Genomic DNA, 19,689 nt, shown 5'->3' with positions numbered 1-19,689 from the left:
GAGCGGTTCTCAATCCAGTGCCTTCACCATCTTCCCGCTCGCCACAAATGTCCCCGCGCCCAGATGATGCAGAGTATTCAGCTTATCCCCGTCAAACTGCCAGCGTCCGGCGACAAACGCGCGTTCATCCGCTGCTGCGGATACCACTTCGCCAAACAGCGTATCGTATTTTTCTGCCGCGGAAGTGACGGGTAATAACCGGCACTCCATCCACGCCAGGCATTTTTCTTCAATCACCGGCAGGCCAAGCTCAGGGCCGTTCACGACCGGGATCCCGTAGCAGTTGAATTTGTCCTCGTCGCGCCCGCTCACGCTACCCACCGCGAACGTCCAGTTGGCCGCCGCCACGCCGGGGATGACGATGCCAAACTTTCCGCTGCGCTCGATCAGCTCGCGTGACCAGGTACTTTTATCCACGACTATTGCGATGCGCGGCGGTTCAAACTCAACGGGCATTGACCACGCGGCGGCCATCACGTTGCGTCTGTCGAGGGATTCATCCCGACTGGTGATAAGCACGGTGGGACCGTGGTTGAGCAGACGGCTGGCATGACGTAATTCAACAGGGCGAAAGTGGCTCATAGGATCTCCTCATCTACACCGATGAGTATGGCGAAAAAGCACGTAAATCAAAGTGAGTGCGTAAAATTAGTTTATAAACAAAACATCACAATCAAAGGAAAATGATGCATGTCCCCATTTCTGACCGCCTATTTCGCTCGCATCGGCTGGGCGCAACCGCCACGGGTGGATATCGATACCCTGCGCGCGCTGCATTTACACCACAACTGTGCGATCCCGTTCGAAAATATTGATGTTGTCCTGCCGCGCGAAATCCATCTTGAAGATCAATGTCTGGTCGACAAGCTGGTGACGGCGCGACGCGGGGGATATTGCTTTGAGCAAAACGGTCTTTTTGAGCGCGCGTTGCGTGAAGTCGGGTTTACCGTGCGCAGCGTGCTGGGGCGGGTCGTACTGGCAAATCCGGCGCAGATGCCGCCGCGCACGCACCGCCTGCTGCTGGTCGAGCTGAACGGCGAGCGCTGGATTGCCGACGTGGGTTTCGGCGGACAGACGCTGACGGCGCCGATTCGCCTGCTCGCCAACGAGGAGCAGGAGACCCCGCACGGCATCTACCGTCTGCTGAGCGAGGGCAACGACTGGGTGCTGCAGTTCCGCCACCACGAGCACTGGCAGTCGATGTACCATTTTGACCTGACGACGCAGTATTTCAGCGATTACGTGATGGGGAACTTCTGGTCGGCGCACTGGCCGCAGTCGCATTTCCGTCATCATCTGCTGATGTGCCGCCACCTGCCGGACGGCGGCAAGCTGACGCTGACCAACTTCAACTTCACCCACTGGCACAACGGGCACGTGGAGGAGCAGATCCATTTGCCGGATGCCGGGGCGCTGTATCAGCTGATGCAGGAACGCTTTGGGCTGGGCGTTGACGATCCGAAGCACGGCTTTACGCTGGCAGAACTCACGGCGGTGATGGCAGGGTTTGAAACGCACGGGAAATAGCCCCCTCGCTATCGGCCACGAAACTCGCGCCGATAGCGAGATGGCGAGGTGTTAAGCAGCTTGTGAAAGTGGCGGCGCAAGGACGTTGTTGAGGGAAAGCCGACGCGCTCGGCAATGTCATCCACAGGCTGGTCGGTTTTTTCGAGATAGCGTTGGGCGACGATAATGCGCTGGTTTAGCAGCCAGCGCGAAAAGCTCTCACCGGTGGTTTGCTGAAAACGCCGGGTAAAGCTGCGACGGCTCATGCAGGCTTTTCCCGCCACGCAGTCCAGCGTGAGCGCAAGTTGGAGGTTTTCCGTCGCCCAGGCTAGCGCGTCGGTGAAGTTATCCCCTCGACGCGTGTTCTGAACCGGCAGTTCTACGTATTGACGTTGTCCACCCTGACGATGGGGCGGTACAACCAGCAACCGCGCTACGCTATTCGCCACTTCCGCGCCCCAGGCCTGACGCACCAGATGCAGGCAGCAGTCGATACTGGCCGCCGTGCCCGCGGAGGTGACAACGTCACCATTATCGATATAAAGAACGTCTTTATCCATCTGCACGGAGGGATAGAGACGCTGAAAGTCAGACGCCCAGCGCCAGTGCGTCGTTGCAGGGCGGTTTTCAAGTAGCCCGGCAGCGGCGACCACAAACGCGCCCATACACAAACCCACAATACGTGAACCCGCGGCATGTGCTTTTTGCAGGGCCTGCAGGAGATCGGGGGACGGGGCATGCTCGGGACAGTCCCAGCTTGGGACGATCACCATATCCATTCCGGCCAGCTCATCAAGCCCACGCTCGACAACGATAGAAAATCCGGCATTGGTTTTAAGCGCGCCGGGCGTGGTAGCGCATACGACAAGCTGGCAAAGGGGGGCGCCCATTGGCGTTAGCGCTTTCTCAAATACGGCATAGGGCACCGAAAGGTGAAAAGGAATAATACCGTCAAATACAACAATACCAATTTTAAGCGTCATGTAAGCCTCCTTGTGCCAGCCAGTATAAAGTCCTGGCTGGCGGCAGGGATCAAGCCCGGTCTTATTCTGTGACTGGCAGCGCCATAACGTCTCTGGTCGTCATAATTTCGGCAAACACATCGGCAACACCGGCTAATGCCGCACGCTGCAGCGTTTTGTGGTCCACCACGCCACCCTTACCATCATCCAGATCGCGTGTTGCTGTCGCATCTTCAGGGATAATCACGTTATAGCCCAGCGGTACAGCGTCACGCGCGGTAGAGGAAATGCACATGTGCGTCATCAGGCCAATGACTATCACCTTTTTGATGCCTTTTTTCTTTAATTGCGCATCCAGATCGGTGCCAACAAAAGAGCTCGGGGTCGCTTTGGTGATAATGGCGTCTTGCGCAGAAGGCTGCAGATCTTTATGGAACTGCGCATAGATAGATCCCTCGGCAAACAGTGGACTGTCTTTCGGCCCCATATGACGAACGAAGTAGACCGGCATCCCCTTTTGATGGGCATAGCTAACCAGCTTTTGACTGTTCTTCAGTACCTTATCGCCATCAGGGATCACCATCTGACCACGAAAATCTTTACCTGCGTAATATTCGTTTTGGATATCCACCACGATTAACGCAGTTTGTGAGGCGGATAAAGACGAAGTCGCCGTTGCGCCCGTCATTGCACGGATGGTCTTGCTATTCCTGTCGGTCGTTTCCTGAGCGTTAGCATAGGTTGAAAAAGTGCTCATCATGCCGATCAGCAAAGCCGTACGAAAAAATGGTTTCATCACGCGAACTCCCTCTGTGTTGTGTTCGGGAGCCATTATTCCGCACGGTCGCTAACGGTATGAGTCACCTGGAGAACCAATAACGATACTTTTGGGCCATTATGAGACGACACATCTGACGGCTTCAATCAACGGCGCGATCTCACCACCTGATACCGACGCGTGAAATACTCAAACGGCGCGCTCCACACGTGTACCAGACGGGTGAACGGGAAGATGAGGAAGATCGTCATCCCCAGCACCAGATGAACGCGGAAGATAGGCGCAACGCCGCTCAGCATCTCCGACGAGCCGCCCTTGAACGTCACGATCCCCTGCGCCCAGCCGACCAGCTTCATCATCTCGCTTCCGTCAGGGTACTGGGCGGAGAAAGGAATGGTCGACAGCCCCAGAATGCACTGGATAAGCAGGATACTCATGATGATAATATCCGGCGTGGTGGAGGTAGCGCGCACCCGCTGGTTGAAGAGGCGGCGGTAAAGCAGCATCGACCCGCCAATCAGCGTCAGCACGCCGCAAATCCCGCCCGCAATCATGGCCAGCTGCTGCTTAACCGCGACGGGTAAAAACCAGGCGTACATCCAGTGCGGGGTTAACATGCCGAACAGGTGCCCGAAGAAGATCCCCAGAATCCCGATATGAAACAGGTTAGAGGCCCAGTTCATCCCGCGCTTGCTGAGCATCTGGCTCGACGAGGCGCGCCAGGTGTACTGCCCGTAGTCGTAGCGCAGCCAGCTGCCGAGGAAAAACACGGTGGCGCAGATGTAGGGGTAAATATCATAGAAAAACACGTTCAGGTAATGGATCATTTTGGGCCTCCGGCGCTGACGTCCACGTACTGCGGCGCGACGTCCTGGCTAAAGCGTCGTTGATATTGCTGCATCGGCGAGCTGTCGCACGATGTGGCGTTGTCTTCGATAAACTTCACCTGTTCCTCTTCCCACACGGCGTCCAGCGCCTGACGGGTGTCATCCCGTTTCTCACCGGACACCTGTTTCGCCACGCTGTCGCTGGACAGCCGCGTACCGGCCATCGTCAGCAGGGCATCAAACAGCTGATAATGCGCCACGCCGCGCTGCTTCAGGCGGCCGCCAATCAGGGCCAGGATCGGCGCGACGTTTTGTAACCCTTCGCGCGCCTCTTCATCGGTCACGAGGCTGAGATATTCCAGGTAGAGCGGCAGATAGTCCGGCAGCTCGCGGCAGTCCAGCGCCAGACCGGCTTTCTCATACTGGCCCATCAGGTCCACCATCGCCTGGCCGCGATCGCGGGACTCGGCGTGAACGTGCTCGAACAGCAGCAGCGAGGTCGCGCGCCCGCGTTCAAACACTTCGCACCATTCGGCCTGTTTATCCAGCAGCGGGGCGCTCAGGTGCTGCTGCGCAAACGGCAGCAGCATGGGCGCGTCCTGCTCAACCAGGGAAAGCGCCTCATCGCGGTTTTCCCACAGCAGCTCATCGGGATACTCAATCAGCAGCGCGATGATTTTAAGGATCTGCATTACTCTCCCTCCCCGTGTTCGCGCACCTCGGTGATGTTGATCGCGTCGATGCGGCTGCTGTTGAAGAGGTTGAACTTGGTGTCGGAGCCGTGGCAGCCGTCGCCAAAGGTGAAGCCGCAGCCGTTTTTCTCCGGGAAGGCGTCGCGCGCCATTTCACGGTGGCTGGTGGGGATCACGAAGCGGTCTTCGTAGTTCGCGATGGCGAGATAGCGGTACATCTCCTCAACCTGCGCTTCGGTCAGGCCGACTTCCTCAATGGCGCGGGTGTCGGTCACGCCTTCCACGGTCTGGGAGCGTTTATAGTGACGCATCGCCATCATGCGCTTCAGGGCGCGCAGCACCGGGCCGGTGTCGCCGGCGCTGAGCATGTTTGCCAGGTACTGCACCGGAATGCGCAGGCTCTCAACCGCCGGCAGAACGCCGTCGCTCTGCGGCAGGCCGCCGGCGTCAGCGTAGGACTGAATTGGCGACAGCGGCGGCACGTACCAGACCATCGGCAGGGTGCGGTATTCCGGGTGCAGCGGCAGGGCGAGCTTCCAGTCCATCGCCATTTTGTAGACCGGCGAACGCTGGGCGGCGTCAATCACGTTCTGCGGAATGCCCTGTTTCAGGGCTTCCTCAATGACCGCCGGATCGTTCGGGTTGAGGAACACGTCGCACTGGCGCTCGTATAGATCGGTTTCATGCTCGGTGCTGGCGGCCTCCTCGATGCGGTCCGCGTCATACAGCAGCACGCCGAGATAGCGGATGCGCCCGACGCAGGTTTCAGAGCAGACGGTCGGCTGGCCGGACTCAATGCGCGGGTAGCAGAAGATGCATTTTTCTGACTTGCCGCTCTTCCAGTTGAAGTAAATTTTCTTGTACGGGCAGCCGCTGATGCACAGGCGCCAGCCGCGGCACTTGTCCTGGTCGATCAGCACAATGCCGTCCTCTTCGCGCTTGTATATCGCGCCGCTCGGGCAGGTGGCAACGCAGCTCGGGTTCAGACAGTGTTCGCACAGGCGCGGCAGGTACATCATGAAGGTGTTTTCGAACTGGCCGTACATCTCCTTCTGGATCTTCTGGAAGTTGCGGTCGCGGGCGCGTTTTTCAAACTCGCCGCCCAGCAGCTCCTCCCAGTTGGGGCCCCAGACGATCTTGTCCATCCGCTTGCCGTCAATCAGCGAGCGCGGGCGGGCAGTAGGGAGGTGATCCCCCGCCGGCGCGCGGTGCAGATCCTGATAGTCAAAGGTGAAGGGCTCGTAATAATCGTCAATCTGCGGCAGGACGGGGTTGGCGAAAATCTTCGACAGCACGCCCATTTTGCCGCCGAGGCGCGGCGTCAGCTTGCCGTGTATGCCTCGGATCCAGCCCCCTTGCCACTCCTCCTGATCTTCCCAGTTTTTCGGGTAGCCGATCCCCGGTTTGGTCTCAACGTTGTTAAACCACGCATATTCCATCCCTTCACGCCCGGTCCAGACGTTCTTGCAGGTGACCGAGCAGGTGTGGCAGCCAATGCATTTATCGAGATTCAGAACCATGCCAACCTGTGAGCGTATTTTCATTTTTTCGCCTCCTGTACCTGATCCCGACCTTCGCCGTCCAGCCAGTTAATGTTTTTCATTTTGCGGATCATGATGAATTCGTCGCGGTTGGAGCCGACGGTGCCGTAATAGTTGAAGCTGTACGCCAGCTGGGCGTAGCCGCCAATCATGTGCGTCGGTTTCGGGCAGACGCGGGTGACCGAGTTGTGGATCCCGCCGCGCCTCCCGGTCACCTCTGACCCCGGAATGTTCAGGATGCGCTCCTGGGCGTGGTACATCATGGTCATGCCCGGCGGCACGCGCTGGCTGACCACCGCGCGGGCGGTGAGGGCGCCGTTGGCGTTGAAGGCTTCGATCCAGTCGTTGTCCTCAATGCCCAGCTCGCGCGCGTCGGTTTCGCTGATCCAGACGATGGGGCCGCCGCGCGACAGGGTCTGCATCAGCAGGTTTTCGCTGTAGGTAGAGTGGATGCCCCATTTCTGGTGCGGCGTCAGGAAGTTGAGCGCTTTCTCCGGGAAGCCATTCGGCGGGATCTCGCGCATATGGGTGACGCTGCGGGTGTCAATTGGCGGACGGTAGGCGACCAGGCTCTCCCCGAAGGCGCGCATCCACGGATGATCCTGATACAGCTGCTGGCGGCCCGAAAGGGTGCGCCACGGGATCAGCTCGTGGACGTTGGTATAGCCCGCGTTATAGGAGACGTGCTCGCTCTCAAGGCCGGACCAGGTCGGGCTGGAGATGATTTTGCGCGGCTGCGCCTGGATATCGCGGAAGCGGATCTTCTCGTCTTCCTTGTTCAGCGCCAGATGGGTGTGATCGCGCCCGGTCAGTTCCCCGAGCGCTTCCCAGGCCTTCACCGCCACCTGACCGTTGGTTTCCGGGGCGAGGGCGAGGATCACCTCCGAGGCGTCAATGGCGGTTTCAATGCGCGGGCGGTCTTTCGCCGGGCCGTCGAGCTTGACGTAGTTCAGCTTGCCGAGGAAATCGACCTCGTTCTGCGTGTTCCATGAAATGCCTTTGCCGCCGTTGCCGAGCTTATCCATCAGCGGGCCGAGAGCCGTAAAGCGCTCGTAGGTTTCCGGGTAGTTACGCTCGACGACCGCAATGTTTGGCGCGGTTTTACCGGGGATCAGATCGCATTCGCCCTTGCGCCAGTCCTGAATATCAAACGGCTGCGACAGCTCCGCCGGGGAGTCGTGCTGCAGCGGCTGTAGCACCACGTCGGTTTCGGTACCCAGATGGCCAACGCACACCTCGGAGAAGACTTTGGCGATGCCTTTGTAGATCTCCCAGTCGCTGCGCGATTCCCACGCCGGATCGACGGCGGCGGAAAGCGGATGAATAAACGGGTGCATGTCCGAGGTATTCATGTCGTCTTTTTCGTACCAGGTGGCGGTTGGCAGGACGATATCCGAGAACAGGCAGGTGCTGGACATGCGGAAATCGAGCGTCACCAGCAGGTCCAGCTTGCCCTCGATGGCGGCGGTTTGCCATTCCACCTCCTCAGGCTTCACGTCGTCCGTTGAGCCTAAGTCTTCACCCTGAATGCCGCTCTCGGTGCCGAGCAGGTATTTCAGCATGTACTCGTGGCCTTTCCCGGACGAGCCGAGCAGGTTTGAGCGCCAGACGAACAGGTTGCGCGGGTGGTTTTTACCGTTGTCTGGCTGTTCGCTGGCGAAGCGGATATCGCCGGATTTTAACGCCTGAACGGTGTACTCCTGCGGCGTCATGCCCGCCGCCTCCGCGCGCGCCTTCACGTGCAGCGGGTTGAGGTTGAGCTGCGGCGCGGACGGGAGCCAGCCCATGCGCTCGGCGCGGACGTTAAAGTCGATCAGGTGTCCGGTGAATTTCGACGCATCTGCCAGCGGAGAGAGCAGCTCCTGCGCGGTCAGCTTCTCGTAGCGCCACTGGCTGGCGTGGTTGTAGAAGAAGGAGGTGCTGTTCATCTGGCGCGGCGGACGGTTCCAGTCCAGCGCGAAGGCCAGCGGCAGCCAGCCGGTTTGCGGGCGCAGCTTCTCCTGGCCGACATAGTGCGACCAGCCGCCGCCGCTCTGCCCGACGCAGCCGCAGAAGACCAGCATGTTGATCATTCCGCGGTAGTTCATGTCCATGTGGTACCAGTGGTTCACCCCGGCACCGAGGATGATCATCGAGCGACCGTGCGTTTTGTGCGCCGTGTCGGCGAACTCGCGGGCAATTTTTTCAATCAGGTACGCGGGCACGCCGGTAATCTGCTCGCCCCAGGCGGGCGTGTAGGCTTTGATCTGGTCATAGCTGTCTGCGGCGTTACTGTCCTCCAGACCGCGATCGAGACCGTAGTTAGCCAGCACCAGATCGTAAACGCTGACCACCCGTTTCTGGCTGCCGTCGGCGAGCGTCAGGGTTTTGCTCGGCACGCGGCGCGTCAGCACTGGCTCCTGCTTCACGCTGCGGAAGTGCGGGTTTTCGTTGCCGCCAAAGTAGGGGAAGGCGACGTCCGCCACGCTATCGTGGGTAATCAGCAGGGAGAGGGTTAATTCGGTTTCATGGCCCGCAGCCTGAGGCTCCAGGTTCCATTTGCCTTTTTCCCCCCAGCGAAAACCGATAGAGCCGTTTGGCACCACCAGATCCCCGGCAATATCAAAAGCGACGGTTTTCCACTCCGGGTTATTGGCTTCACCCAGACCGTCGACGAGGTCCGAGGCGCGCAGCATCCGCCCCGGCACCACGCGACCGTCAGCCAGCTCGTCGAGCAGGACCAGCATCGGCATGTCGGTGTAGCGGCGGCAGTAGCTCAGGAAGTAATCGCTCGGGTTATCGAGGTGGAACTCTTTAAGGATCACGTGGCCCATCGCCATGGCGAGGGCGCTGTCGGTGCCCTGTTTGGGGGCCAGCCACTGGTCGCTGAGCTTCGCCACCTCCGAGAAGTCCGGCGTGATGGCGACGGTCTTGGTCCCCTTGTAGCGCACCTCGGTGAAGAAGTGGGCGTCCGGGGTGCGGGTCTGCGGCACGTTCGAGCCCCAGGCGATAATGTAGCTGGAGTTGTACCAGTCGGCGGACTCCGGCACGTCGGTCTGCTCCCCCCAGGTCATCGGCGACGCGGGCGGCAGGTCGCAGTACCAGTCGTAGAAGCTCAGGCAGGTGCCGCCCAGCAGGGAGAGATAGCGCGTACCGGCGGCGTAGGAGACCATCGACATCGCCGGAATAGGCGAAAAACCGGCCACGCGGTCCGGGCCGTAGTTTTTGATGGTCCAGACGTTGGCGGCGGCAATCAGCTGGTTTAGCTCTTTCCAGTTCGAGCGGATAAACCCGCCTTTACCCCGCGCCTTTCTGTAGCTCTGGGCCTTTTGCGGATCGTGTTGGATGGCATCCCAGGCCAGCACCGGATCGGTATGCTGCGCCAGCGCCTCGCGCCAGAGCTCAATCAGCCTGCGGCGCACCAGCGGGTATTTAAGTCGGTTGGCGCTGTAGAGATACCAGGAGTAGCTTGCGCCACGCGGGCAGCCGCGCGGTTCGTGGTTAGGCAGGTCAGGGCGGGTGCGGGGGTAGTCGGTCTGCTGGGTTTCCCAGGTCACCAGGCCGTTCTTAACGTAAATTTTCCAGCTACAGGAGCCGGTACAGTTTACCCCGTGGGTGGATCGCACAATCTTGTCGAACTGCCAGCGCTGGCGGTAGCTGTCCTCCCAGTCGCGGTTGGTGTGGTACACCTGCCCGTGCCCATCGGCGAAACTGTCGCCTTTTGTTTTGAAGTAACGGAAGCGGTCCAGCAGTTTGCTCATGACATTTCTCCTGCTTCGATAGCATGGCCGGAGGGTGGTGCATCACGCTCCGGCGAAGATGTAGTTTTTATTTTTGTGCGGATTTGCGGCCATACACCAGCCAGGTGACGAGCACGCAGACGATGTAAAACACGAGGAAGACCTTCATGGCCCCGACCGGCGACCCGGTCATCGCCAGCGAGGTGCCAAAGGCTTTAGGGATGAAGAACCCGCCAACGGCACCGATGGCGGAGATAAAGCCCAGCGCGGCGGCGGTTTCCGTCACCGCTTCATGCTGCGCCTGCTCGTCCGTGCCGCCCTGCTTTTTGACACGGTCGAGGGTGATTTGGCGGAAGATAATCGCGATCATCTGGAAGGTCGAACCGCTGCCCAGCCCGGCGGTGAGGAACAGGCCCATAAAGACCAGGTAGAAGGCGACAAAGCTGCCGGAGCCAGAGCCGGGCAGGGTCAGGAAGATCAGGGCGCTGAATACGGCCATAAAGACGAAGTTAATCAGCGTGACGCGTACGCCGCCAAGCCTGTCAGAGATCATCCCGCCCGCCGAACGCGCCAGCGCGCCGATCAGGGGGCCAAAGAAGGCGAGGTGCAGGATGTTCACGTCCGGGAACTGGGTTTTCGACAGCATGGCAAAGCCCGCCGAGAAGCCGATAAACGAGCCGAAGGTAGCAAGATAAAGCAGGCTCAGCAGCCAGAGGTGTAAGCGCTTCAGCACCGGCAGCTGGCTGGCGATGGAGGCCTTTGAGCTGGCGATATCGTTCATGCCAAAAAACGCCGCAAGGGTTGCCAGCAGCAGCAGCGGCGCCCAGATCCAGGCCGCATTGGCCAGCCACATCGTCGAGCCGTCCTCCTGCGGTACGCCGTGCACGCGGAGGAAGGTAAACATTGGCAGGAAGATGACCAGCGGCGCAACCAGCTGCATCACGCTGACGCCCAGGTTTCCCAGCCCGCCGTTGATGCCCAGCGCGCTGCCCTGTCTGGCTTTCGGAAAGAAGAAGCTGATGTTACCCATGCTGGAGGCAAAGTTGGCCCCGGCAAAACCGCAGAGCAGGGCAATCACGATAAAGACCCAGTAAGGTGTCGCGGTGTCCTGAACGGCTATCCCCAGCCAGACGCAGGGAATAATCAGGATAACGGTGCTCAATACCGTCCAGTAACGTCCGCCAAATATTGGCACCATAAACGAGTAGGGGACGCGCAATATCGCGCCGGAGAGAGAAGGTAATGCCGTTAGCATAAAAAGCCGATCGGTAGTGAAATTAAATCCGACTTTATTCAGGTTGACCGCAACGGCGCTAAATAACATCCACACGCAAAACGCTAATAGCAGGCAAGCTACCGAAATCCATAGGTTTCTTCGTGCGATATGTTTTCCTTTGTTCTCCCAAAATTGCGCGTTTTCAGGTTTCCAGTTACTCAACAGATGGGGATTATTCTTTTCACTTTGTTGCGACATATCGCCCTCTTGCTTACCATGACGGAGAGAAAAATGAAGTAAAAACAAAAAGATGACTGTGGGGGTGTTATTGGTTTTTTTGGATGCTTTGGGATACATCTGAAAGGATAGATAAAAAAGCGAACCCCCGAGATTAGAATGAAAATAAGGGTTCGCTTAATGTGTTACTAATTGTAACCATCCTGAAAATTAATACTCCAGAAGGAGTATTAAAACAATTCCAGGGTGATAAGTTTATCGAGATGCTTATTAAACGCCGCATCGTCCATCTCAGGCATATTTAAAACGGCGATCCCATCCAGGCCGCAAACCAGCCCTATTAAACGCCAGGCGATATTTTCCGCCCGATCGGTAAGCGTGAACGCGCTGGCATCAGCCCCGGCACGGATAATCGCCACGGTTTCCTGATGCCACATCTCCATGGTCAGGACATAAGCCGCTTTGATCTCGGGATCCCGGCTGGCGAGAATTTGGGCTTCCCGCCACAGGCGAATGTAGGGTTCAAACCCACCGTCGTCGCTGCCGAGCATGCTGTGCAGCCGTTCCCGCCAGCTGGCGTTTTCCCCCACCACGTCGGCATCCAGCAGCTCGCGGATCACACGCACAAACGCCAGCGATTTTAACTCGCCGCCGGAGGCAAAGTGGTGGTGAACCTGTCCTGTCGCAACGCCTGCTTCTGCGGCAATGCGCCGTACCGTCATGGCTGCCAGCCCCTCGGCCAGCGCCACGCGCATCGCGGCCTGTAAGATCGCTTCCCGTCTCTCGTCCTTGCTCAAATAGCGCATTTTTTCTCTACTCTCAATAAGACCGAAACGAGTGTAACAAAAAGCTGGACAGGCGTTCAACTTTACGTAGGATCGGATTCTGGACATGTGTCCATGTTTAAAATGAAAAGGAAATTTATGTTTCGTCAGTGGTTAGCGTTAGTGATTATCGTGCTGGTGTACATCCCGGTGGCGATTGACGCGACGGTGCTGCACGTGGCGGCGCCGACATTGAGCATGACGCTGGGCGCCAGCGGCAATGAATTGCTGTGGATCATCGATATTTACTCGCTGGTGATGGCGGGGATGGTGCTGCCGATGGGCGCGCTGGGTGACCGCATTGGCTTTAAACGCTTGCTGATGATCGGCAGCACGCTGTTTGGCCTGTCGTCCCTGGCGGCCGCGTTTGCCCCGTCGGCAGGGTGGCTGATAGCGGCGCGCGCCTCGCTGGCGATCGGTGCGGCAATGATCATTCCGGCTACGCTTGCGGGGATCCGCACGCTGTTTACCGACGCGAGAGATCGCAACATCGCGCTCGGCGTCTGGGCGGCAGTGGGTTCCGGCGGGGCGGCGTTTGGTCCGCTGATTGGCGGTATGCTGCTGGAGCACTTCTACTGGGGCTCGGTATTTTTGATCAACGTGCCGATCGTGCTTATCGTGGTTACCCTAGCCGCGCGCTTTGTCCCGCAGCAGGAAGGGCGTCCTGAGCAGCCGTTAAATATCAGCCATGCTGTCATGCTGATTGTGGCGATTTTGCTGCTGGTCTACAGCGCCAAAACCGCGTTAAAAGGCGTTCTGTCGCCGTGGCTGGTGGCGTTTACCTTGCTCACGGGGGCCGTGATGCTGTTTATTTTTGTGCGCATCCAGCTGCGCGCCCGCGTGCCGATGATCGACATGCGCCTGTTCTGTCACCGCATCATTTTAAGCGGCGTGGTCATGGCGATGACGGCGATGATCGCCCTGGTGGGCTTTGAGCTGCTGATGGCGCAGGAGTTGCAGTTTGTCCACGGCTTTACGCCGTTCGAGGCGGGCATGTTTATGCTTCCGGTGATGGTGGCAAGCGGATTCAGCGGGCCGATTGCCGGTGTGCTGGTGGGCCGTCTGGGGCTGCGCATTGTCGCTGCCGGGGGGATGGGGCTCAGCGCGGTCAGCTTCATCGGCCTGTCGATGCTTGATTTCAGCACGCAGCAGTGGCAGGCGTGGAGCCTGATGGTTCTGCTGGGCTTTAGCGCCGCAAGCGCGCTGCTGGCCTCGACTTCAGCCATTATGGCCGCGGCGCCAAAAGAGAAAGCGGCAGCCGCAGGGGCCATTGAAACCATGTCCTACGAGCTGGGCGCGGGGCTAGGGATTGCTATTTTCGGCCTGCTGCTCACCCGCAGCTTCTCGGCGTCGATTGAGCTGCCGCAGGGGCTGAACGCAACGCTCGTCGATAGTGCATCGTCATCCATTGGCGAGGCGATGAAGGTGGCGCAGGATCTGACGCCAGCATTGGGGGACTCGGTAATTGAAGCGGCGAAAGCGGCGTTCATTACCTCCCACAGCGTGTCGCTGGGGAGCGCAGGAGGGATGTTGCTGCTGTTGGCCGTCGGGATTTGGTTTAGCCTGGCGAAGGTCAATTCACGGTAAACATGGGCAGAAGCCAAAAAAAAGCCAGCTTATTCAGCTGGCTTTTTTAGTGACAAATCTTAGAACTGGTAGGTCAGACCCAGCGCAACGATGTTGTCGGTACCGATACCTGCCTGGCGAGTGAACTGGTTGTCGTCGAGCAGGTTGATTTTGTAATCCACGTAGGTGGACATGTTTTTGTTAAAATAGTAGGTCGTGCCAACATCGATGTATTTAACCAGATCCTGGTCGCCGAAGTTCTCGATGTCTTTACCTTTGGACTGCAGGTAAGCGATGGATGGACGCAGGCCAAAGTCGAACTGGTACTGAGCCACAACTTCGAAGTTTTGCGCCTTGTTTGCGAAACCGTAAATGTCGCTGCGGTTGCCGTTAGAGGTACCGAAGCGGGTCGCGTTATAGGTCTGAGAGTACTGCGCGGCAAGGTAGATATTGTTCGCGTCGTACTTCACGCCGCCGCTGTACACTTCTGCGCGGTCGCCTTCACCGTATACGCCAGCCGCATTCTGGTCAGCGGTACGTTTGGAGGAGGACATTGCACCCCCGACGCTGAAGCCTTCACCCAGATCGTAAGTCAGGGACGCGCCGTAGCCGTCGCCGTTCTGGTTCAGCAGGCTGCGGCCGTTGGTGTTTTCACCGCTTACGCTGCCGTTTTTACCCTGGTACTGCAGGGCAAAGTTCAGGCCGTCAACCAGACCAAAGAAGTCCTGGTTACGGTAAGTTGCCACGCCGTTCGCACGAGACTGCAGGAAGTTGTCGGCACCGTAGGTGTCGCCGCCGAATTCTGGCAGAACGTCGGTCCAGGAGGTCACGTCGTAGATCACGCCGTAGTTACGACCGTAATCGAATGAACCGGCTTCAGCGAACTTCAGACCTGCGAAGGCCACACGGGTCCAGGACTGGTTGTCGCCTTCGTCTTTGTTACCCTGAATCTGGTATTCCCACTGGCCGTAGCCGGACAGCTGGTCGTTAACCTGGGTTTCACCCTTGAAGCCGATACGCATGTAGGTTTTATCACCGTCCGCTCCAGCGTCGTCAGAGAAATAGTGCAGACCTGTCACTTTACCGTACAGATCCAGCTTGTTACCGTCTTTGTTATAAATCTCAGCTGCGTTTACAACGCCTGCTGCCAACATGGAAGTGACTGCCACTGCAACTAATTTAAGTTTCATCTTAAATGTTCCTTATAATTTTTTTTCAGTATTTCCTGAGCCGTCGAGAACGATTTCTAAATGAGGCTGTTCGTCAACGGCGGGCTATTTTTAAAAATCTTGTCGCTGCCTTTCAATAATAAGTTTCAAAATATGAGTAATAATTTCATTTAGTGTGATCAAGATCGGGTTAATGACGGCTGAATAAAATGATGTGGCGATTATTTAATCAGTGTGCGTTTAATTTCTGGCAGGCATGATAGCGGGTATTATTGCATTTCGGGTTATTAATGGCGGTAATATTCGCAGAAAAATAGTTACCCTGCGGTGTCAGGTTATGTCAATTTGACGTCGTAGGAATTGACGAAGGAATCTAATATAAACAGAACATCAACAAGCGCACTAATGTTCTGATAAATATATTACGGTGTGATCACATATTAAATTTATGTTAATTTTTCTGCCGGGTTTAATCGAACCCGGCAGAAATCTGAACCCTATTTTCGTGTAGCGTACCAGCAGAGCAATGACCCGGCGCAGACCATCAGCGCGCCTTGCCAGAACGAAAAAGAGAGGGGGGAACTTAGCAGCACGGCAGCAAGCGCGGCAGAGAGTACGGGAGTAAAATAGGACACGGCAGCCAGCACCGTGACGTTACCGTGCAGAATGCCAATATTCCATGCCGCATAGCCAAACCCAAGCGCAATGCCGCACATAACGAGCTTCACGATAACCGGAAGGCTGAACACCATTTCTGGCTGATCGCTAACGGCATATTTCACCCACAGGCTCAGCGCAGTGAGCAAAACAAAGAGGGTAATACCGTTTTGCCCTTTGGCAAATTTGGCGGTTACGGTGCAGTAGGCAGCCCAGATAAAAGCCCCGGCAAAGGCCAGCGCATAGCTGAGCGGGTTCGAGACAATATTGCGGGTTATTTCATCAATATGTAACCCTTGCTCACCGCCTAATACCCAACATACGCCGAGCAGTGCGATAGCTAAACCGGGAATGACCCACAGCGTTGATTTCTGCCCGTTGAATAAAATAGCAAAGACGATCGTCAGGCTCGGCCAGAGATAATTTACCATGCCGACTTCAATCGCCTGCGCTCGCGTGGCGGCATAGCCTAACGACAGCGCCAGACAAATTTCGTAACTGACAAACAGCACGCTGCCTGCAATAAGATACCCGGGTGAAAAACGTTTAATATCAGGAAATCCTACCGTCACCAGGCACAATAACCCGCTGAGGGTGTAAATCATCGCCGCGCCCCCGACGGGCCCCAGCCCCTCGCTTACGCTGCGAATCAGGCCCACCATTGTGCTCCATAGCAGTATCGCCGCCAGCCCCGTGAGCGTTGCTCTCTTTCTGTCCATTACGTTTTCATCGCTAATAAAATCAAAGGGAAAATGTATAGCATTAATTCTGGCCCTGCCGCGAATTATTCTCTCAAGTGTTTAACCCTAAAGGATTATTCAAACGCGGCAGCGGTGACTATTAAGGGGGCGACGTCAGGCGTCCTTGATTTGACGCAAAAAAAACAGGGGTTTTAATGTTAGTTTGCGGCGCGAAGTCTTATCAGATAACGAGGACAACAATGGACGTCAGCCGCAGACAATTTTTCAAAATCTGCGCGGGCGGTATGGCCGGAACCACAGCCGCAATGCTGGGATTTGCTCCCAAAATGGCGCTGGCTCAGGCACGCAACTATAAGCTGCTGCGTGCGAAAGAGATCCGTAACACCTGCACATACTGCTCCGTGGGTTGTGGGCTATTGATGTATAGCCTGGGCGATGGCGCAAAGAACGCCAGAGAAGCGATTTACCATATTGAAGGGGATCCGGATCATCCGGTGAGCCGTGGGGCACTGTGCCCGAAAGGGGCGGGGCTACTGGACTATGTCCACAGCGAAAACCGCCTCCGCTACCCGGAATACCGCGCGCCGGGCTCCGACAAATGGCAGCGACTCTCCTGGGATGAGGCGTTCTCCCGCATTGCAAAACTGATGAAAGCCGACCGTGACGCCAACTTTATTGAAAAGAACGAGCAGGGCGTAACGGTCAACCGCTGGCTTTCTACCGGGATGCTGTGCGCATCTGCGGCAAGCAATGAAACCGGCATGCTGACGCAAAAATTTGTGCGCTCTCTCGGCATGCTGGCGGTAGACAACCAGGCGCGCGTCTGACACGGACCAACGGTAGCAAGTCTTGCTCCAACATTTGGTCGCGGTGCGATGACCAACCACTGGGTTGATATCAAAAACGCTAACGTCGTGGTGGTGATGGGCGGTAACGCCGCTGAAGCCCATCCGGTGGGGTTCCGCTGGGCGATGGAAGCGAAAAACAACAACGATGCGACGCTTATCGTCGTCGATCCGCGCTTTACGCGTACGGCATCGGTGGCCGATATCTATGCGCCGATCCGCTCCGGTACGGACATTACGTTCCTGTCCGGCGTCCTGCTGTACCTGATCGAAAACAATAAAATTAACGCGGACTACGTTAAGCATTACACCAACGCGAACCTGCTGGTGCGGGATGATTTTGCCTTCGATGACGGGCTGTTCAGCGGCTATGACGCTGAAAAACGCCAGTACGACAAAACGTCCTGGAACTATCAGTTCGATGAAAACGGCTACGCGATGCGGGATGAAACCCTGACGCATCCGCGCTGCGTGTGGAACCTGCTGAAGCAGCACGTTTCCCGCTACACGCCGGACGTGGTGGAGAACATCTGCGGCACGCCGAAAGCGGACTTCCTGAAGGTGTGCGAGGTGCTGGCCTCCACCAGCGCCGCAGACAGAACCACGACGTTCCTGTATGCGCTGGGCTGGACGCAGCACACCGTGGGCGCGCAGAACATCCGCACCATGGCGATGATCCAGCTGCTGCTCGGCAACATGGGTATGGCCGGTGGCGGCGTGAACGCCCTGCGCGGCCACTCTAACATTCAGGGCTTAACCGATCTCGGTCTGCTCTCCACCAGCCTGCCGGGCTACCTGACGCTGCCGTCGGAAAAGCAGGCCAGTCTGCAAGCGTATCTTGAGGCCAATACGCCAAAAGCGACGCTGCCGGACCAGGTGAACTACTGGAGCAACTATCCGAAATTCTACGTCAGCCTGATGAAATCCTTCTACGGCGACGCGGCGCAGAAAGAGAACGACTGGGGCTTTGAGTGGCTGCCGAAGTGGGACCAGGCTTACGACGTCATCAAGTATTTCAACATGATGGATAAGGGCAACGTCACGGGGTATATCTGCCAGGGCTTCAACCCGGTGGCCTCCTTCCCGGACAAGAACAAAGTCGTTCGCAGCCTGAGCAAGCTGAAGTACATGGTGGTTATCGATCCGCTGGTTACCGAAACGTCCACCTTCTGGCAGAACCACGGGGAATCCAACGATGTCGATCCGGCGTCGATTCAGACCGAAGTGTTCCGCCTGCCTTCCACCTGCTTTGCGGAAGAGGACGGCTCTATTGCCAACTCCGGCCGCTGGCTGCAGTGGCACTGGAAAGGGCAGGACGCGCCGGGCGAAGCGCGTAACGACGGCGAAATCCTGGCAGGCATTTACCATCGCCTGCGCGAAATGTACCGCACCGAAGGCGGCAAGGGCGCCGAGCCGCTGCTGAAGATGAGCTGGCACTACAAGCAGCCGGATCGTCCTGAGTCTGAGGAAGTCGCGAAAGAGAACAACGGCGTGGCGCTGGCGGATCTCTACGACGCCAACGGCAACCTGGTGGCGAAGAAAGGCCAACTGCTGAACAGCTTCGCGCTGCTGCGTGACGACGGTACCACCGCATCGTCCTGCTGGATCTACACCGGCAGCTGGACGGAGCAGGGTAACCAGATGGCGAACCGCGATAACGCTGACCCGTCAGGCCTGGGCAACACGCTGGGCTGGGCATGGGCGTGGCCGCTGAACCGTCGCGTGCTGTACAACCGCGCGTCCGCCGACGTGAACGGCAAGCCGTGGGATCCGAAACGGATGCTGATCCAGTGGAACGGGGCGAAGTGGACGGGGAACGACATCCCGGATTACAACACCGCCGCGCCGGGCAGCAGCACCGGGCCATTCATCATGCAGCCGGAAGGGCTGGGGCGCCTGTTTGCCCTCAACAAGCTGGCGGAAGGGCCGTTCCCGGAACACTACGAGCCGATGGAAACGCCGCTCGGCACCAACCCGCTGCACCCGAACGTGGTCTCAAGCCCGGTGGTGCGGATCTACGAAGACGACGTGCTGCGCTTAGGCAAAAAGGACAAATTCCCGTACGTGGGGACGACCTACCGCCTGACCGAGCATTTTCATACCTGGACCAAACACGCGCGGCTTAATGCCATCGCGCAGCCGGAACAGTTTGTGGAGATAAGCGAAACGCTGGCGAAGGCGAAGGGCATTGCCAACGGCGACCGCGTCAAGGTGAGCAGCAAGCGCGGCTTTATTCGCGCGGTGGCGGTGGTGACCCGCCGCTTGCAGTCGCTGAACGTGCACGGCCAGCAGGTGGAAACCGTCGGCATCCCGCTGCACTGGGGCTTTGAGGGCGTGGCGCAGAAGGGCTACATCGCCAACACCCTGACGCCAAACGTTGGCGATTCCAACTCGCAAACGCCGGAGTACAAAGCGTTTCTGGTCAACATCGAGAAAGCGTAAGGAGCGA

The 19,689-nt window shown here is 57.8% G+C and carries 14 protein-coding genes; 3 read left to right on the top strand and 11 right to left on the bottom strand.

The window, feature by feature from the left end; genetic code table 11:
• Positions 1–9: 9 nt before the first annotated feature.
• Complete coding sequence (locus USG84_RS05960) at positions 10–582, bottom strand: flavin reductase family protein (RefSeq protein ID WP_061098118.1); 573 nt, start codon at positions 580–582, stop codon at positions 10–12.
• 108 nt (positions 583–690) lie between these two features.
• Between USG84_RS05960 and nhoA the strand changes: the two genes are divergently transcribed.
• Positions 691–1,527 (top strand): N-hydroxyarylamine O-acetyltransferase, encoded by an 837-nt coding sequence (nhoA, locus tag USG84_RS05955; RefSeq protein WP_253542117.1) that lies wholly within the window; start codon positions 691–693, stop codon positions 1,525–1,527.
• Positions 1,528–1,535: 8 nt separating this feature from the next.
• Here nhoA and USG84_RS05950 read toward each other — a convergent pair whose 3' ends face one another.
• The 8 genes from USG84_RS05950 to USG84_RS05915 all read right to left on the bottom strand — a co-directional run bounded on the left by USG84_RS05950 (position 1,536) and on the right by USG84_RS05915 (position 12,284).
• Complete coding sequence (locus USG84_RS05950; protein WP_253542115.1) at positions 1,536–2,489, bottom strand: GlxA family transcriptional regulator; 954 nt, start codon at positions 2,487–2,489, stop codon at positions 1,536–1,538.
• Between the two features lie 61 nt (positions 2,490–2,550).
• Positions 2,551–3,264: an isochorismatase family protein gene (locus USG84_RS05945; protein WP_151413757.1), complete on the bottom strand. Its 714-nt coding sequence runs from the start codon at positions 3,262–3,264 to the stop codon at positions 2,551–2,553.
• Positions 3,265–3,392: 128 nt separating this feature from the next.
• Positions 3,393–4,073: a respiratory nitrate reductase subunit gamma gene (narI, locus tag USG84_RS05940; protein WP_061098122.1), complete on the bottom strand. Its 681-nt coding sequence runs from the start codon at positions 4,071–4,073 to the stop codon at positions 3,393–3,395.
• Entirely contained in the window at positions 4,070–4,765 is a 696-nt protein-coding gene (gene narW / locus USG84_RS05935; RefSeq protein ID WP_151413691.1) for a nitrate reductase molybdenum cofactor assembly chaperone, read from the bottom strand. Before narW ends, narI begins: the two co-directional genes overlap by 4 nt.
• Entirely contained in the window at positions 4,765–6,309 is a 1,545-nt protein-coding gene (gene narH, locus USG84_RS05930; protein WP_253542114.1) for a nitrate reductase subunit beta, read from the bottom strand. The genes narW and narH overlap by 1 nt, the downstream gene beginning before the upstream one ends.
• Complete coding sequence (locus USG84_RS05925; RefSeq protein WP_151413692.1) at positions 6,306–10,046, bottom strand: nitrate reductase subunit alpha; 3,741 nt, start codon at positions 10,044–10,046, stop codon at positions 6,306–6,308. Before USG84_RS05925 ends, narH begins: the two co-directional genes overlap by 4 nt.
• Positions 10,047–10,113: 67 nt before the next feature.
• On the bottom strand, positions 10,114–11,499 hold the full coding sequence (locus USG84_RS05920) for a NarK family nitrate/nitrite MFS transporter (RefSeq protein WP_253542112.1): 1,386 nt from the start codon (positions 11,497–11,499) through the stop codon (positions 10,114–10,116).
• Positions 11,500–11,708: 209 nt separating this feature from the next.
• On the bottom strand, positions 11,709–12,284 hold the full coding sequence (locus USG84_RS05915) for a TetR family transcriptional regulator (RefSeq protein WP_061098126.1): 576 nt from the start codon (positions 12,282–12,284) through the stop codon (positions 11,709–11,711).
• Positions 12,285–12,401: 117 nt separating this feature from the next.
• Between USG84_RS05915 and USG84_RS05910 the strand changes: the two genes are divergently transcribed.
• The gene (locus USG84_RS05910) at positions 12,402–13,889 is read left to right on the top strand and encodes an MFS transporter (protein ID WP_151413693.1); all 1,488 of its coding nucleotides are present in this window, start codon (positions 12,402–12,404) and stop codon (positions 13,887–13,889) included.
• 59 nt (positions 13,890–13,948) lie between these two features.
• Here the strand turns inward: USG84_RS05910 and USG84_RS05905 are convergent, their stop codons facing one another.
• The gene (locus USG84_RS05905; protein ID WP_061098128.1) at positions 13,949–15,058 is read right to left on the bottom strand and encodes a porin OmpC; all 1,110 of its coding nucleotides are present in this window, start codon (positions 15,056–15,058) and stop codon (positions 13,949–13,951) included.
• Between the two features lie 476 nt (positions 15,059–15,534).
• On the bottom strand, positions 15,535–16,413 hold the full coding sequence (gene yddG / locus USG84_RS05900; protein ID WP_151413694.1) for an aromatic amino acid DMT transporter YddG: 879 nt from the start codon (positions 16,411–16,413) through the stop codon (positions 15,535–15,537).
• A gap of 221 nt (positions 16,414–16,634) precedes the next feature.
• Between yddG and fdnG the strand changes: the two genes are divergently transcribed.
• Positions 16,635–19,682 (top strand): formate dehydrogenase-N subunit alpha, encoded by a 3,048-nt coding sequence (gene fdnG / locus USG84_RS05895; RefSeq protein WP_253542104.1) that lies wholly within the window; start codon positions 16,635–16,637, stop codon positions 19,680–19,682.
• Positions 19,683–19,689 lie beyond the last annotated feature (7 nt).

Source organism: Enterobacter sp. 168J2, assembly GCF_034107265.1.
Taxonomy (GTDB): Bacteria; Pseudomonadota; Gammaproteobacteria; order Enterobacterales; family Enterobacteriaceae; genus Enterobacter; species Enterobacter nematophilus.
Note: the sequence above shows the minus strand (reverse complement) of the source record. Positions and strands in the feature narration are given on the sequence as shown.

What these genes read in the sequence shown, in the direction of transcription:
- narI (WP_061098122.1), bottom strand. Translation starts at nt 4,073, where the DNA reads ATGATCCATTACCTGAACGTGTTTTTCTATGATATTTACCCCTACATC.
- USG84_RS05945 (WP_151413757.1), bottom strand. Translation starts at nt 3,264, where the DNA reads ATGAAACCATTTTTTCGTACGGCTTTGCTGATCGGCATGATGAGCACT.
- USG84_RS05905 (WP_061098128.1), bottom strand. Translation starts at nt 15,058, where the DNA reads ATGAAACTTAAATTAGTTGCAGTGGCAGTCACTTCCATGTTGGCAGCA.
- USG84_RS05920 (WP_253542112.1), bottom strand. Translation starts at nt 11,499, where the DNA reads ATGTCGCAACAAAGTGAAAAGAATAATCCCCATCTGTTGAGTAACTGG.
- yddG (WP_151413694.1), bottom strand. Translation starts at nt 16,413, where the DNA reads ATGGACAGAAAGAGAGCAACGCTCACGGGGCTGGCGGCGATACTGCTA.
- USG84_RS05915 (WP_061098126.1), bottom strand. Translation starts at nt 12,284, where the DNA reads ATGCGCTATTTGAGCAAGGACGAGAGACGGGAAGCGATCTTACAGGCC.
- USG84_RS05950 (WP_253542115.1), bottom strand. Translation starts at nt 2,489, where the DNA reads ATGACGCTTAAAATTGGTATTGTTGTATTTGACGGTATTATTCCTTTT.
- nhoA (WP_253542117.1), top strand. Translation starts at nt 691, where the DNA reads ATGTCCCCATTTCTGACCGCCTATTTCGCTCGCATCGGCTGGGCGCAA.
- USG84_RS05960 (WP_061098118.1), bottom strand. Translation starts at nt 582, where the DNA reads ATGAGCCACTTTCGCCCTGTTGAATTACGTCATGCCAGCCGTCTGCTC.
- narW (WP_151413691.1), bottom strand. Translation starts at nt 4,765, where the DNA reads ATGCAGATCCTTAAAATCATCGCGCTGCTGATTGAGTATCCCGATGAG.
- narH (WP_253542114.1), bottom strand. Translation starts at nt 6,309, where the DNA reads ATGAAAATACGCTCACAGGTTGGCATGGTTCTGAATCTCGATAAATGC.
- USG84_RS05925 (WP_151413692.1), bottom strand. Translation starts at nt 10,046, where the DNA reads ATGAGCAAACTGCTGGACCGCTTCCGTTACTTCAAAACAAAAGGCGAC.
- USG84_RS05910 (WP_151413693.1), top strand. Translation starts at nt 12,402, where the DNA reads ATGTTTCGTCAGTGGTTAGCGTTAGTGATTATCGTGCTGGTGTACATC.